Here is a 14,183-nt window from a genome sequence, read left to right as displayed (position 1 = left end):
GCACCTCTCGGCATCGCACTGGTGGGTCTGGGTGCTGGCCATCGTGCTGGCCGATCTGGCCTACTACCTGCAACACCGGATGTCGCACCGCATCCGGCTGTTCTGGGCCGCCCACAACGTGCACCACTCGAGCCAGTACTTCAACCTGTCCACGGCCACCCGGTTGTCCTGGCTGATACCCGGATCGTTTCTGGCCACCATCGGTTACGCCGGGTTGGCGCTCATCGGCATCCCGGCCTGGCTGGTCTTCCTGTCGCAGGCGATCGTGCTGCTCTACCAGTTCCCGATCCACACCGAGCGCATCGACCGGTTGCCCCACGTCATCGAGTACGTGTTCAACACCCCGTCCCATCACCGCGTGCATCACGGCGCCAACAACCCCTACCTCGACAAGAACGACGCCGGCATCTTCATCCTGTGGGACCGGATGTTCGGCACCTTCGTCGCCGAGGGCGAACCGGTCCGGTACGGGCTGACCAAGAACATCGACACCTACAACCCCGTCAAGGTGAACTATCACGAGTTCGTCGCCATGCTCGGTGACGTCTGGCGCGCCCGGACCTGGCGCGGCCGACTCGGCTACCTGTTCGGCCCACCCGGATGGAGCGAAAGCCCCGACAGCGCAACGACTGTCGGGGACACGGAGCAGAAGCTGACGGCGGCAGCGTCGGCAAGCTAGGCGAATCGGTCTGCGTAGTTGCCGACACCCAGCGGGATGTCGCCATTGCGTCGCGCCGGCGCCACCGGGGCGTTGTAGGGTGTGGCGACAAACTTCGACGTCAACACCAACAATCGAGGCGGCGCTCGCGATGAGACTGATTCTTGAGCTGATCCGCCCCTATCGGTTGCTGGTCGCGGGGATCTTCGCGGTGCTGCTGGTACAGATCGCCACGGGACTGGCCGCGCCGTGGCCGTTGAAGGTCGTGCTGGACAGCGTGGTCGGCCACCATCCGCTGCCCGGCTGGCTGCACGGTCTGCTGCAGCCGCTACTCGGCGGTGAAGGCAAGATGCACATCGCCGGGCTGGCCGCGATCATGGTGTTCGTCATCGCGGTCGTCGCCGCGGTGGCAAGTTATGTGGCCAACTATCTGACCGAGACCGTCGGCCAGCGCATCGGCAACGATCTGCGCACCCGCGCCTACCACCACCTGCAGCAGTTGTCGCTGAACTATTTCGACACCCACCGGGTCGGGCCGATCCTGAGCACGCTCACCGACGACGTCGACACCATCCAGGGTTTCGCGTCGGCCTCCACGCTGGGCATCGCGACCGATCTGCTGACCATCGTCGGCATGTTGGCCATGATGCTATGGCTGCAATGGGATTTCACGCTCATCGCGCTCGCGGTGGCGCCGTTGCTGCTGTTGTTCGTCTCGCGGATTCGCAAGGCCGTCAAGGCCGCCACACATGAGGTGCGCAAGCGGGAATCCGACATCGTCGCGGTCGCCGAGGAGGGCCTGCAGTCGATCCGTGTGGTCAAGGCGTTCGACCGCGAGGAGTTGCAGGAACGCCAACTGGCGATCGTCGGCCAGCAGGCCGTGGATGCCGCACTCAATGCCCGGCGGGTCAAGTCGGTGGTGTCGCCGATCGTCGGCGTGGTGGTGGCCGCCTGTACCGCCGTGGTGTTGTGGCGGGGTTCGGCGCTCATCCTCGCGGGTGCGATGACGGCGGGCACACTGACCGTGTTCATCTCCTATCTGGCGTCGTTCTTCAAGCCGGTCCAGGACCTGGCCAAGCTCACCAACACCATCGCCATGGCCTCCGTCGGCGTCGACCGCGTCAACGCCCTGCTGACCGCCGAGACATCGGTTCAGGAGAAACCCGACGCGATCGAGCGTGAGCAGCTCACGGGAGCGATCAGCTTCGAGCGGGTGGCATTCAGCTACGACAGCGCGACGCCCGTGCTGCGCGACGTCACGTTCGAGGTCCAGCCCGGCCAACTCGTCGGCGTCGTCGGACACACCGGGAGCGGGAAATCCAGTCTGGTCAGCCTTATTCCGCGGTTCTACGACCCGAGCGCGGGCACGGTCCGGATCGACGGGATCGACCTGCGCGACTATAAACTTCACGAACTTCGCAGCCAGATCGCCTACGTCCTGCAGGACACGGTGCTGTTCCGGGGCACCATCCGAGACAACATCGCCTTCGGCCGTCCCGACGCCGATCACGACGAGATCATCGAGATGGCGAAACTGGCCAACGCCCATGAGTTCATCTCCGAGATGCCCCTGGGCTACGACAGCCCGGTGGGCGAGCGCGGGTTGACGCTCTCCGGCGGCCAACGTCAACGCATCGGCATCGCCCGTGCGCTCATCCGTGACAGCCCGATCCTCATTCTCGACGAACCGACCGCGGCACTCGACGCCGAATCCGAGCACCTGGTGATGTCGGCGTTGCAGCGTCTGATGAACGGACGCACGGTGATCACGATCGCCCACCGGCTCAGCACGATTCGCGATGCCGACAAGATCGTCGTGCTGGAGGAGGGCCGGGTGATGGAGCAGGGCACGCACACCGAACTGCTCACCGCCGGCGGCAGATACGCCGAGTTGCACCGCATCCAATACGAGGACGAGACAACGTGACGCGTTCGCTGATCATCCTGCCTGACGACTCGGCGAAGCCCGTGATCGATGCGATCGGGGGATCCACCCGTTCCGTGCGGATCAAGATGTTCGCGTTCAGCCACCGGCCGCTGCTGGAGGCGGTGGTGGCCGCCCACCGGCGCGGCGTGGACGTCAAGGTCATGCTCAATCCCGAGCGGCGCGATGGGGAGACCGACAACGACGCTGCACGAGAAATGTTGCAGCAGTTCGGTATCGAGGTCCGCCAGAGCAACCCCGCCTTCGACCTGACACACGAGAAGTCCATGGTCGTCGACGACGAGTACGCCTTCGTCGAATCATTGAACTGGACCGACGAGAGCTTCACGGTGACACGCGATTACGCAGTGGTGACCCCCAGTGCCTACGAGGTCGCCGAGATCATCGACTGCTTCGAAGCGGATTGGGCGCGTCAGGATTTCAACCCCGGCGGCGGAGCCCACCTGATCTGGTGTCCGTCCAACGGGCGGCATCGCATCGCCGAGTTCATCGACCGCGCCGAGCACACCCTGTTCGTGCAGAACGAGCGTTATCAGGACCCGGTGATCATCGAGCGCCTCGTGCGGGCGGCTCATCGGGGCGTCAAGGTGCACGTCATGGCCCGGGCGCCCCACCACCTCAAGGCGGGCAAGCTGCTCGAAGGAGTCAGTGGGATGCGCATCTTGGACGACGTCGGCATCAAAATCCACCGGCTCAAGCACATGAAGCTGCACGCCAAAATGATCCTGGCCGACCACGAGAGGGCGATTGTCGGCTCGATCAACTTCTCCCCGGGCAGCTTCGATCATCGTCGCGAGTTGGCCATCGAAGTCACCGATCACCACATCCTCAAACGACTGAACGAGGTGGCCCACCACGACTGGAAACATTCCGCGCCGATGGACCTCTCTGACGAGGGCCTGATCGCCGATCTCGTCGGCCAGGATCCGCACGAACTCGACCAACTGGCCCTACACGACCGCGAAATCTGATGCACTGACCGGACCGCGCGGCAAGGCTTTGACGCTACTAGGCTGGCGACGGGCAGTTCAGTTAACGGCAACTGTAGGGAGAATCACGTGACGATCCGGGTAGGCGTTAACGGCTTCGGCCGCATCGGACGCAACTTCTATCGGGCCCTGGCGACACAGCAGGCCGAGGGCAAGAACACCGACATCGAGATCGTGGCAGTCAACGACCTCACCGACAACGCCACCCTGGCTCACCTGTTGAAGTTCGATTCGATCCTCGGCCGCCTCCCGCAGGACGTCAGCCTCGAAGGCGAAGACACGATCGTCATCGGCGACAAGTCGATCAAGGCCCTCGCGATCAAGGAAGGTCCCGCGGCCCTGCCATGGGGTGACCTCGGAGTCGACGTGGTCGTCGAGTCGACCGGCATCTTCACCAAACGTGACAAGGCCCAGGGCCACCTGGACGCGGGCGCCAAGAAGGTCGTCATCTCGGCGCCGGCCACCGACGAGGACATCACCATCGTGTTGGGTGTCAACGACGACAAGTACGACGGCAGCCAGAACATCATCTCCAACGCCTCCTGCACCACCAACTGCCTCGGCCCGCTGGCCAAGGTGCTCAATGACGAGTTCGGAATCGTCAAGGGCCTGATGACCACCATCCACGCCTACACCCAGGACCAGAACCTGCAGGACGGTCCGCACAAGGATCTGCGCCGCGCCCGCGCTGCCGCGCTGAACATCGTGCCGACCTCCACCGGTGCCGCAAAAGCAATCGGCCTCGTCTTACCTGAACTGAAAGGCAAGCTCGACGGCTATGCCCTGCGCGTGCCGATCCCCACGGGTTCGGTCACCGATCTGACCGCCGAGCTGGCCAAGTCGGCGTCCGCCGACGAGATCAACGCCGCGATGAAGGCCGCAGCAGAAGGACCGATGAAGGGAATCATGAAGTACTACGACGCGCCGATCGTGTCGAGCGACATCGTCACCGACCCGCACAGCTCGATCTTCGACTCGGGTCTGACCAAGGTCATCGACAACCAGGCCAAGGTCGTCTCCTGGTATGACAACGAATGGGGATACTCGAACCGCCTCGCCGATCTGGTCGCACTCGTAGGGAAGTCGCTCTAATACCAATGACTGTCAAGACACTCACTGACCTGTTGTCCGTGGGCCTGGAAGGGCGGGGCGTACTGGTGCGCTCCGACCTCAACGTCCCCCTCGATGACGAGGGCAACATAACGGACCCGGGCCGCATCATCGCGTCGGTACCCACCCTCAAAGCCCTGGCCGAGGCCGGCGCCAAGGTCGTCGTGACCGCGCACCTGGGCCGTCCCAAGGGCACTCCGGATCCGAAGCTGTCGCTGGCCCCGGTGGCCGCGGCGCTGGGGGAGAAGCTCGGACGCCACGTGCAACTGGCCGGCGATGTGGTCGGCACCGATGCGCTGGCCCGCGCCGAGGGCTTGACCGACGGTGACATCCTGCTGCTGGAGAACATCCGCTTCGACCCGCGTGAGACCAGCAAGGACGACGCCGAGCGGTTGGCGCTGGCCAAGGCGCTGGCCGCGCTGGTCGAAGGTGCCGACGGCTCACCGGGTGCCTTCGTCTCCGACGGCTTCGGCGTGGTGCACCGCAAGCAGGCCTCGGTGTACGACGTGGCCACCCTGCTGCCGCATTACGCAGGCACGCTGGTCGACGCCGAGGTCAAGGTGCTCGAGCAGTTGACCAGCTCCACCGAGCGACCGTACGCAGTGGTGCTGGGTGGGTCGAAGGTGTCCGACAAGCTCGCGGTCATCGAGAACCTCGCCACCAAGGCCGACAGCCTGATCATCGGCGGCGGCATGTGCTTCACTTTCCTTGCTGCCCAAGGTGTTTCGGTTGGAACCTCGCTGTTGCAGGAGGAGATGATCGACACCTGCAAGGAACTCCTCGAGAAGTACGCCGACGTCATCCACCTTCCCGTCGACATCGTGGTGGCCGACAGGTTCGCCGCGGATGCCGAACCGGAGACCGTGGCCTCCGACCGTATCCCCGACGGCAAGATGGGCCTGGACATCGGTCCGGAGTCGGTCAAGCGTTTCACCGCCCTGCTGTCCAACGCCAAGACCGTGTTCTGGAACGGTCCCATGGGTGTGTTCGAGTTTCCCGCGTTCTCGGCGGGCACCAAAGGCGTCGCCGAGGCGATCATCGGGGCCACCGCCAAGGGCGCGTTCAGCGTCGTCGGCGGGGGTGACTCGGCGGCTGCGGTGCGTCAGCTCGGTCTGGCCGAGGACGGTTTCTCACATATCTCGACCGGCGGCGGGGCGTCGCTGGAATACCTTGAGGGCAAATCCCTGCCCGGCATCGAAATCCTGGAGTCCTGACATATGGCCCGTAAGCCGCTGATCGCCGGCAACTGGAAGATGAACCTCAACCATTTCGAGGCCATCGCGCTGGTACAGAAGATCGCATTCGCCTTGCCGGACAAGTACTTCGACAAGGTGGACGTGACCGTCATCCCACCGTTCACCGACCTGCGCAGCGTGCAGACTCTGGTCGACGGCGACAAGCTGCGGCTGACCTATGGCGCCCAGGACCTGTCGAAGCACGATTCGGGCGCCTACACCGGTGAGATCAGCGGGGCGTTCCTGGCCAAGCTCGGTTGCAGCTTCGTGGTGGTGGGGCACTCCGAGCGGCGCACGTACCACGGCGAAACCGACGAGACCGTGGCCGCCAAGGCCGCCGCGGCGTTCAAGCACGGCATCACCCCGATCATCTGTATCGGCGAGCAACTCGAGGTGCGTGAGGCCGGCAACCATGTCGAGTTCAATGTGAACTCGTTGCGTGGCTCCCTGGCCGGTCTGAGCAAGGAACAGATCGGTCAGGCCGTCATCGCCTATGAGCCCGTGTGGGCGATCGGCACCGGGCGGGTGGCCAGCGCCGCCGACGCCCAGGAGGTCTGCAAGGCCATCCGCGCAGAGCTGGGTAACCTGTCGTCGCCTCAGCTCGCGGCGGGTGTCCGGGTGCTCTACGGCGGGTCGGTCAACGCCAAGAACGTCGGTGAGATCGTCGCGCAGGGAGATGTGGACGGAGCACTGGTCGGCGGCGCGTCGCTCGACGGTGAGCAGTTCGCGACGCTGTCGGCGATCGCCGCGGGCGGGCCGCTGCCGTAACCCGCGGCGGGCGTCCGACGGTTCACCCGGTAGTCTTTACGGCATGGAATTGGCCCTGCAGATCACCCTGGTCGTGACCAGTGTGCTGGTCGTGCTCCTGGTACTGCTGCATCGCGCAAAAGGTGGCGGTCTGTCCACCCTGTTCGGTGGCGGTGTGCAGTCCAGCTTGTCCGGCTCCACGGTGGTGGAGAAGAACCTCGACCGGTTGACGCTGTTCGTCACCGGTATCTGGCTGGTCTCGATCATCGGCGTCGCGCTGCTGATCAAGTACGGCTGAGCAGTTCCGTCAGGCACCAAAAGGACGCCGCCCCGGTTTCACACCGGGGCGGCGTCCTTTTCCTGTCCGGTGGCTCAGTAGCCGGAGGCTTCCTGGTTGTTGTCGGCGTTGTTGTCAGGGCTCGTGTCAGAGTCCAGCAGCGTGCGCGTGCCCGACACCCCGAGACGGGTGGCCCCGGCGGCGATCATGGCCCGGGCCTGTTCCAAGGTGCGCACCCCGCCGGAGGCTTTGACCGCGAGCCCGCTGTCGCGGACGGTGCGGTACATCAGGTCGACCGCGTGCACGCTGGCCCCGCCGGCCGGGTGAAAGCCCGTGGACGTCTTGACGAAGTCGGCGCCCGCGGTGGCGGCCGCACCGCACACTCCGACGATCTCGGCGTCGGTCAGCGCAGCCGACTCGATGATCACCTTCAGCACTGTCGGCGCGGGCACCGCGGCCCGCACCGCGGCGATGTCGGCCTCGACCCGATCGAACGCACCGTCCTTTGCCGCACCGATGTCGATCACCATGTCGATCTCGTCGGCCCCGTTGCGCACCGCCTCGGCCGCCTCGGCGGCCTTCACCGCCGAGGTGTGCTTTCCGCTCGGAAAGCCGCATACCGCAGCCACTTTGAGGTCGGAATCAGACGGCACCTCGATCGGCAGCATCGACGGCGACACGCACACCGAATAGGTGCCCAACGCCACGGCCTCGGCGATCAGCGCAGCCACATCGGCGGCCGTGGCCTCCGGCTTGAGTAGGGTGTGGTCGATCATCGCGGCGACCTCGGTCGGCGTCGGTGGCGTGGTCATCGGATTCGGATCCTTTCCGTTGTCGGGTTTCAGGCAGTCTTGGTCTGGCGGTCGAGCACATAGTTCATGACCAGCGCCGCGATCAGGATGAGGCCGGTCACCAGCATCTGGAAGAACGAACTCAACCCCAGCAGGTTGAACAGGTTGCGCAGCACCGAGAGCAGCAACACGGCGATGAATGTGCCCATCACGCCGCCCTTTCCACCGAACAGACTGGTTCCACCCAACACCACCGCGGCGATGGCATCCAACTCCAGGCCGGTGTGGGCGGTGGGTTGCCCGATCGTCAGCCGCGCGGTCAGCAGCACCCCGCTCAGCGCGGCCAGCCCGCCGGAGATCACGTATGCCGCCGTGGTGATGCGCTGCACCGGAAGACCCGACAGCCGGGCCGCTTTGGCGTTGCTGCCGACGGCGTAGATGTGTTCGCCGAAGGTGGTACGGCGCAGCACCAGTCCGACGATGACGGTGGTGGCCACGAAGATCAGCCCGACCACCGGGATCCCGGCCACCGACCCCGCGCCGAGGAACCGCAGCCCCACCGGAATCTCGGCCGTGGTCGGGGTGCCGTTGGTGGTGAGGAACGTCAGGCCCCGGATACTCTGCATCCCGGCCAGGGTCACCATGAAGGCCGGCAGCGCCAGGTAGGCACTCAATCCGCCCATGACCCCGCCGAGTACCAGCCCGCTGCCGATGGCCAGCACCATGGCCACCGGCCAGGCGATACCGAAGCCGATCAGGATGGCCACCAGCATGCCCGACAGCGCGGCCACGCTTCCCACCGACAGGTCGATACCGGCCGTCAGGATCACCACCGTCATACCGATTGCCACGATGCCGGTCAGGCTCGATTGCTGCAGCAGGTTCGCCAGGTTCTGCGAGGTGAGGAATTGCGGCGCGGTGACGGCGGCCACGACGAACAGCGCGATGAAGATGAACAGCAGGTTGAACCGCACGATGATGTTCTGCCGGCGGGTGCGCGTGGTGACGGCCCGACCTTCCGCGGCCGCTGGGGTGGATCCCTGAAGTAGATCAGTCATTGTCGGTTCTTCCTGTGACGACGCAGCGGGCGATGTCCGCCGCCGGTGTTGTTCTCGGGTCGAAGGCGGCGATGTTCCGGCCTTCGTGCATGACCCAGATCAGGTCGCAGTTCTCGGTGAGCTCGCTCATCTCACTCGACGCCATCACCACCCCGACGCCGGACTCGGCCAGGGCCTGAACCTGTTCGAACAGATCGGCTTTCGCGCCGATGTCCAGACCCCGGGTGGGCTCGTCGAGCAACAGCAGGTCGATCCCGCGGGCCATCCACTTGGCCAGCACCACCTTCTGCTGATTGCCGCCCGAGAGCTGGCCGACCGGTTGATCGACGTCGGCGAACTTGACTCCGAGCCGCTGCAGCGGCGGCAGGCACAGGGTCCTCGCGGCCTTGAGCGGGTTGACGCCGAACGGCGCGAGCGCCGCGATGCCGGCGTTGCGCAGGATCGACTGTTCCAAGAACAGGCCCTGGCTCTTGCGGTCCTCGGGCACCAGACCGATCCCGGCCCGGACGGCGTCACGAGGGGACAGCCGGCTGATTCGGGCACCCGCCATGGTCATGTCGAGCGTGGCGGTGCGGTCGCCGAAGAGGGTGGCCAACAGAGTGGAACGGCCTGCCCCGCCCAGCCCGGCCAGGCCGATGATCTCGCCGCGTCGGACCCGGATGCCTGATACGTCGATCAATCCCGGAATGGTGGCACGGCGAACCTCGAGCAGATCGGCTTTGGCGCCGTCCGGGCGTGGCTGCCGAGGCGACTGAGGCTGCAGGCCACGGCCGATCATCGCCTCGACGAGTTCGTCTTTGGTGACCGTGGCGATGTCGAACACGCCGACGGTGGCCCCGTCCCGCATGACGGTGGCACGGTCACCGATCGCCTTCACCTCGTCGAGCCGGTGGGAAATGTAGATCACCGACTTGTCTGCGGCGGTGAGCTCTCGGATCACCCGGAACACCTCGGCCAGATCGTGGTCGGTGAGCGTGGCGCTCGGTTCGTCCATGACGACGATCCGGGCATCGGTGGTGAGCGCCTTGGCGATTGCGGTGAGCTGCTGGTCGGAGACCGACAGGTTGGCGACGACATCCGACGGTGCGAAGCTGCCGCCGACGCGCGCGATCGCTGCTGCCGCCCGGCGATCGCGTTCCCGGCGGGCGATGAACGGCCCGCGCCCCGGTTCATGCCCCAGGAACAGATTCTGTGCCACGGTCATGTCCGGCACGAGATCCAGTTCCTGGTAAATGGTGTTGATTCCGGCCCGGACGCCATCGATGGGGGAGTCGAACGAGACTTCTTCTCCGTCGATGACGATCGTTCCGGAATCTGGTGTGTAGGAACCGGAAAGGATCTTCATCAGGGTGCTCTTGCCGGCGCCGTTCTCACCGAGCAGACAGTGCACTTCGCCGCGGGCCACCTCGAGGGTGGCACCGGCGCAGGCTTTGGTGCCCGGGAAGGTCTTCACGATGTCCTGCATACGCAGCGCGATGGTGCGCTCGGGGCTAGGTGTCATGTCGTTGCTCCAGCACGGCTCGGGCCGTTGGTTCATCGGTGATCAGTACCGAGCACAGCCCACTGCTCAGCGAGCCGTTGACGACCGGGACCTTGTGGGACCCGGCGGCCACCGCGATCGCGCAATTGGTATTTCTGACGTCGTCGAGGCTGAGACCGACTGTGCGGCGGTCGATATCGGGATAGGCGAGCTCGCCGGTTGCCGTGATGTAGTGGGCGAGAGCATCACCGCAGGCTCCGGCCGATTCGAGCAGCGTCAGTTCGCCGGGGGTGACCGCGCCGGACTCCACCAACACCGACGTCGCGCCCAGCGCCCCGAGCGAGAACAGCAGCGCGTCCGCCGTGCGGGCCCGGGTCAGGACGTCCTGCACGAAACCCTCCGCATAGAGGGCGTCGCGGGTTTCGATCCGCTCGACGATGGCCGGCACCGGCAGCAGCGTGGCGCGGCCGTTGCCGCTGTGGGCGATGCTGGTCACAATGTTGGCGGCCTTCGTGGGATGCACTGATCGGCTGACGCCGCCGTTGGCCTGGATCACCTCGATTCCGCTGGTCCATCCGCTCGGCAGCACCGCGGCGATCTGCTGCAGGGTGTTGCCCCACGACACCGCCAAGGTGGTGATCCACGAGGCGTTCGTCTTCAGGTAGGTGGCCGCGGCGGTCGCCACGTGCGCACCGGACTCGTCGCGGGTGTCCGGGCCCGGGACCACCACGCACTCGCGCAAACCGAACCGGCTGCGCATCTCCACTTCGAGGTCGGCGCGCCGGGCCTGCGGGTGCACGATCTTGATCTGTACGAGGCCGACGGTGCGCGCCTCGTCGAGCAGCCGGCCCACCTTCCATCGGGTCAGGTGCAGTTCGGCGCCGATGTCTTCCTGGGTGCGGCCCTGCTCGTAATAGCACTGGGCGACATAGAGCAGCAGATCGGTGTGGCTGCGATCGGCAGCGGCGCTCATCAGCGCACCACCCGAAGCGGGCCGCCGCCCACAGGCCCGGCGTCACCGTCGGCGGTGTCGCACATGATCGGGCGCAGTGCTGCGGTCAGCCGCTGGTAGTCAGCGAACGTCTGTTCGTAGACGGCGGTCCGTTTCGAGTCGGGTTCCAGGAGTCGAACCTTGGGGGCGAACAATCGAGAACCAGCACCGAGGCTGGGCACGATCCCGGCGGCGGTCGCGGCGATCACCGCGCAGGCCCGCAGGGTGAGATTCTCGCCGATCACCAGTTCGGCGGGCCGGCCGAGCATGTCGATGGTGACCTGCTGCCACAACGAGTTTCGTTCGATGCCGCCGGAGAAGACCAGGCGGGTACAGGGCACCCCGGACCGTTCGAAAGAGTCGATGACGCTGCGGGTTCCGCAGGCCACCGCCTCCACCATGGCCCGGTAGAGCTCGGCCTTGGTGGTGCCGAGGGTCAGTCCGATCACCGCGCCGCGCAGCCGGGCCTCGCGGTGTGGCGTGCGGTTACCCATGAAGTAGTCGAGGGCGCGCAACCCGTGGCCGGCCGGGTCGACTGCGGTGGCCTGCTCGATCAGCCCGGCCAAGTCGTCGCGGGGGACACCCATGATGGATTCACCGGTCCATTTGAGGACCGAACCGCTGGTCACCTGTCCGCCTTCGACGAGCCACCTGTTGTGGGACAACGCGTTTGGGTAGGGGCCCCAGACCTCGTTGGAGGTGGTCGGCTGATCGATCTCGGTGACGATGGCCGAGGACGTGCCGGACACGATGGACACCAACCCGTCCGTCGTGCCGCCACAGGCCAGCAGGGAGACGTGTGCGTCGATGCCGCCGACGGCGACGACCGCGGTGTTCGTGATACCGAGATCAGCGGCCGCGCTGTCGCTGAGGGTGCCGGCGACCCCGCCGACCGGGACGATGTCGTCCGGCAACTTGGCGACGAGATCGTCCATACCCAATGCGGCATACAGGTCTACCGGGAATCGCCCGGCGATCGCGTCGTAGTTGTATTTGCAGACCGCGTTCATCTGCGACCCCACCCAGCGGCCGGTCAGCCGGAAGGTGAGGTAGTCGACGGCTTCGACGATGCGGGCCGCCGCACGGTAGCTCTCGGGATCATGCTTCTTGAGCCACATCGCTTTGGGCAGAAGCCATTCGGCGGCATCGGATCCGCCCGACCACTCCAGGATCGGATGTTGGCGGCTCAGTTGTGCGGTCCGCTCGGATTCGGCAGCCCCGCGTGCGTCCATCCACAGGATCGCCGGACGTAGCGGCGTGCCGTCCGCGTCGACGACCGCCACCGTGGAGGCCGTGGTCGAGGCGGCGATCGAGATGACGTGGCCGGCCGCTCGGCAACCGTCGGTATCGAGTAGCTGACGGGTCGCGGCGGTGACGGCGGCCCACCAGTCCCGCGGATCCTGCTCGGCCCAACCCGGCCTGGGGTGGTTGGTCGAGTAGGGGCGATGGGCCGTGCCCAGCGGGGTGCCGTCCTCGGTGAAGGCGCCGATGCGGGCGCCCTCGGTGCCGAGGTCGATCGTCAGAAGGATTCCCATGGTTCAGTCCTTGTTGGGCAGGAACAGCACTTTTGACGAGAAGATCGAGCGGTCGCCGAGTTGTTGCATCATGTCCGGGAGGGCCGATAGTGGCAGTTCGTGGGTGATCATGAACTCCCACTTGAGTTTTCCTTCGGCCATCATCTGGGCCGAGGTGCGCCACTCGTCACCGGGGAACGGCGCCGAGAAGGAGTTCCACGAGCCGTGCAGGCTGGTTTCGAGTCGCATGAACTGGTTGAAGGTGTCCTTCTCCAGCGTCACCGGTGCGTGCGGGATGCCGACGAACACGGCGTGCCCGTGCGGGCCGGTGAGATTCGCTGCCATGTCGGCCGTCGCGGGCACACCCGCGGACTCGAGCACGATGTCGAAACCGCGACCGCCCAGGGCGCGGGCCTCCTCGACGTTCTGCACGGCGTGCGTGGCACCGGCCTCCCGTGCCATCGCCGCCTTTTCCTCGCTGAGGTCGACCGCGACGATCTGGCCGGCACCGTGCAGCTTCGCCCATTGCACGGCGAAGAGCCCGATCGGGCCGGCACCGATCACCAGGACGCGGTGACCGGCCCGCAGGTCGGTCTTCCACAGCCCGTGCAGGGCGATGGCGGCAGGGTCGAGCATCGCCGCGGCGCGGGGATCGATGCCCGCCGGTAGTTTCAGCAGATTGCCGACCGGGCTGACCACGTACTGCGCGTACGCGCCGTCGGATCGGCTGCCGAAATAGTCGTAGTTCTCGCACAGTCCGAACGCGCCCTTGGCGCAGAATTCGCAATCGCGGCAGGGGATGAGCGGGGGCACCGACACCAGTTCGCCAACGTCGAATCCCTCGACGTCGGAGCCGAGTTCGGTCACCCAACCGGAGAACTCGTGTCCGCAGATGATGGGCATGACGTATCCGCCGTTGCGCAGCATCCTGGGGATGTCGGAACCGCAGACGCCGCAGGCGGCGACTTTCAGCAGTACCTCACCGGGTCCGGGTCTGGGTACCGGTGCGGACTCCACCCGGATGTCGCCCGGCGCGTACATCACGGCCGCGGTCATGGTGTCGGGCAGGCTCGGGGACGCCGACAGGGTGGTCGGGGCGGGGGCCTCGGTTGTCATCGAAGCTGTCTCCTCGTGTGTTGTGGTGGCTGACGCGGGGTTGCCCGGCTTATTCGGCCCGGGCGAAAGTCGACGTGCCCTCGAGTGAGGCCGCGTTGGCCTTGTTCACCAAACTCGTTCCGGCGTCGACGAATTCCGGCACGGACTCACCGCGGGCCACCTTGACCGCGGTATCGATGGCCAGTTGTCCCTCGGCGGTGGGGTCGTTGAGTGCGGTGGCGATGTACTGGTCGCCGGTGGCTATGGCGCGTACCGCTTCCATGAGGCCGTCG

At 66.0% G+C, this 14,183-nt stretch carries 13 protein-coding genes and 1 pseudogene; 7 read left to right on the top strand and 7 right to left on the bottom strand.

What is annotated here, in order from left to right:
- The 7 genes from A5733_RS07465 to secG all read left to right on the top strand — a co-directional run.
- Nucleotides 1–679, top strand: a 679-nt coding sequence (locus tag A5733_RS07465; RefSeq protein WP_076239675.1) for a sterol desaturase family protein, incomplete at its 5' end; no start/stop codon positions are given.
- A 130-nt stretch (nucleotides 680–809) separates the two neighbouring features.
- Nucleotides 810–2,585, top strand: coding sequence for an ABC transporter ATP-binding protein (locus tag A5733_RS07460; RefSeq protein ID WP_076239674.1), 1,776 nt, complete (start codon nucleotides 810–812; stop codon nucleotides 2,583–2,585).
- Nucleotides 2,582–3,574 carry a phospholipase D-like domain-containing protein gene (locus A5733_RS07455; protein ID WP_076239673.1) on the top strand — a complete coding sequence of 331 codons (993 nt, stop codon included), beginning with the start codon at nucleotides 2,582–2,584 and terminating at the stop codon, nucleotides 3,572–3,574. The genes A5733_RS07460 and A5733_RS07455 overlap by 4 nt, the downstream gene beginning before the upstream one ends.
- 87 nt (nucleotides 3,575–3,661) lie before the next feature.
- Nucleotides 3,662–4,684: a type I glyceraldehyde-3-phosphate dehydrogenase gene (gene gap / locus A5733_RS07450; RefSeq protein WP_076239672.1), complete on the top strand. Its 1,023-nt coding sequence runs from the start codon at nucleotides 3,662–3,664 to the stop codon at nucleotides 4,682–4,684.
- 5 nt (nucleotides 4,685–4,689) lie between these two features.
- On the top strand, nucleotides 4,690–5,916 hold the full coding sequence (gene pgk / locus A5733_RS27855) for a phosphoglycerate kinase (protein ID WP_076239671.1): 1,227 nt from the start codon (nucleotides 4,690–4,692) through the stop codon (nucleotides 5,914–5,916).
- 3 nt (nucleotides 5,917–5,919) lie between these two features.
- Nucleotides 5,920–6,705: a triose-phosphate isomerase gene (gene tpiA, locus A5733_RS27850; protein ID WP_076239670.1), complete on the top strand. Its 786-nt coding sequence runs from the start codon at nucleotides 5,920–5,922 to the stop codon at nucleotides 6,703–6,705.
- Nucleotides 6,706–6,748: 43 nt separating this feature from the next.
- A complete protein-coding gene (secG, locus tag A5733_RS07435) occupies nucleotides 6,749–6,982 on the top strand; it encodes a preprotein translocase subunit SecG (protein ID WP_067763712.1) in 234 nt (77 codons plus the stop codon).
- A 74-nt stretch (nucleotides 6,983–7,056) separates the two neighbouring features.
- Here secG and deoC read toward each other — a convergent pair whose 3' ends face one another.
- The 7 genes and pseudogenes from deoC to A5733_RS07400 form a co-directional block, all read right to left on the bottom strand.
- A complete protein-coding gene (gene deoC / locus A5733_RS07430; protein WP_076239669.1) occupies nucleotides 7,057–7,773 on the bottom strand; it encodes a deoxyribose-phosphate aldolase in 717 nt (238 codons plus the stop codon).
- A gap of 29 nt (nucleotides 7,774–7,802) precedes the next feature.
- Nucleotides 7,803–8,810, bottom strand: coding sequence for an ABC transporter permease (locus tag A5733_RS07425; RefSeq protein WP_076239668.1), 1,008 nt, complete (start codon nucleotides 8,808–8,810; stop codon nucleotides 7,803–7,805).
- The gene (locus A5733_RS07420) at nucleotides 8,803–10,311 is read right to left on the bottom strand and encodes a sugar ABC transporter ATP-binding protein (RefSeq protein ID WP_076239667.1); all 1,509 of its coding nucleotides are present in this window, start codon (nucleotides 10,309–10,311) and stop codon (nucleotides 8,803–8,805) included. Before A5733_RS07420 ends, A5733_RS07425 begins: the two co-directional genes overlap by 8 nt.
- Nucleotides 10,301–11,263, bottom strand: coding sequence for a sugar-binding transcriptional regulator (locus A5733_RS07415; RefSeq protein WP_076239666.1), 963 nt, complete (start codon nucleotides 11,261–11,263; stop codon nucleotides 10,301–10,303). The genes A5733_RS07420 and A5733_RS07415 overlap by 11 nt, the downstream gene beginning before the upstream one ends.
- Nucleotides 11,263–12,816: a ribulokinase gene (locus tag A5733_RS07410; RefSeq protein WP_076239665.1), complete on the bottom strand. Its 1,554-nt coding sequence runs from the start codon at nucleotides 12,814–12,816 to the stop codon at nucleotides 11,263–11,265. Before A5733_RS07410 ends, A5733_RS07415 begins: the two co-directional genes overlap by 1 nt.
- 3 nt (nucleotides 12,817–12,819) lie before the next feature.
- Nucleotides 12,820–13,911: a galactitol-1-phosphate 5-dehydrogenase gene (locus A5733_RS07405; RefSeq protein ID WP_076239664.1), complete on the bottom strand. Its 1,092-nt coding sequence runs from the start codon at nucleotides 13,909–13,911 to the stop codon at nucleotides 12,820–12,822.
- A gap of 49 nt (nucleotides 13,912–13,960) precedes the next feature.
- Nucleotides 13,961–14,183, bottom strand: a pseudogene (locus A5733_RS07400) (sugar ABC transporter substrate-binding protein); the annotation flags it as partial.

Origin of the sequence: Mycobacterium sp. NS-7484, from assembly GCF_001953975.1 — a bacterium.
Classification (GTDB): domain Bacteria; phylum Actinomycetota; class Actinomycetes; order Mycobacteriales; family Mycobacteriaceae; genus Mycobacterium.
This window is presented reverse-complemented; position numbering and strand designations above follow the sequence as displayed.

Excerpts from the sequence above, each read along its gene's own strand:
- deoC (WP_076239669.1), bottom strand. The coding sequence starts at position 7,773 with ATGACCACGCCACCGACGCCGACCGAGGTCGCCGCGATGATCGACCAC.
- pgk (WP_076239671.1), top strand. The coding sequence starts at position 4,690 with ATGACTGTCAAGACACTCACTGACCTGTTGTCCGTGGGCCTGGAAGGG.
- secG (WP_067763712.1), top strand. The coding sequence starts at position 6,749 with ATGGAATTGGCCCTGCAGATCACCCTGGTCGTGACCAGTGTGCTGGTC.
- tpiA (WP_076239670.1), top strand. The coding sequence starts at position 5,920 with ATGGCCCGTAAGCCGCTGATCGCCGGCAACTGGAAGATGAACCTCAAC.
- A5733_RS07420 (WP_076239667.1), bottom strand. The coding sequence starts at position 10,311 with ATGACACCTAGCCCCGAGCGCACCATCGCGCTGCGTATGCAGGACATC.
- A5733_RS07425 (WP_076239668.1), bottom strand. The coding sequence starts at position 8,810 with ATGACTGATCTACTTCAGGGATCCACCCCAGCGGCCGCGGAAGGTCGG.
- A5733_RS07460 (WP_076239674.1), top strand. The coding sequence starts at position 810 with ATGAGACTGATTCTTGAGCTGATCCGCCCCTATCGGTTGCTGGTCGCG.
- A5733_RS07410 (WP_076239665.1), bottom strand. The coding sequence starts at position 12,816 with ATGGGAATCCTTCTGACGATCGACCTCGGCACCGAGGGCGCCCGCATC.
- A5733_RS07405 (WP_076239664.1), bottom strand. The coding sequence starts at position 13,911 with ATGACAACCGAGGCCCCCGCCCCGACCACCCTGTCGGCGTCCCCGAGC.
- A5733_RS07415 (WP_076239666.1), bottom strand. The coding sequence starts at position 11,263 with ATGAGCGCCGCTGCCGATCGCAGCCACACCGATCTGCTGCTCTATGTC.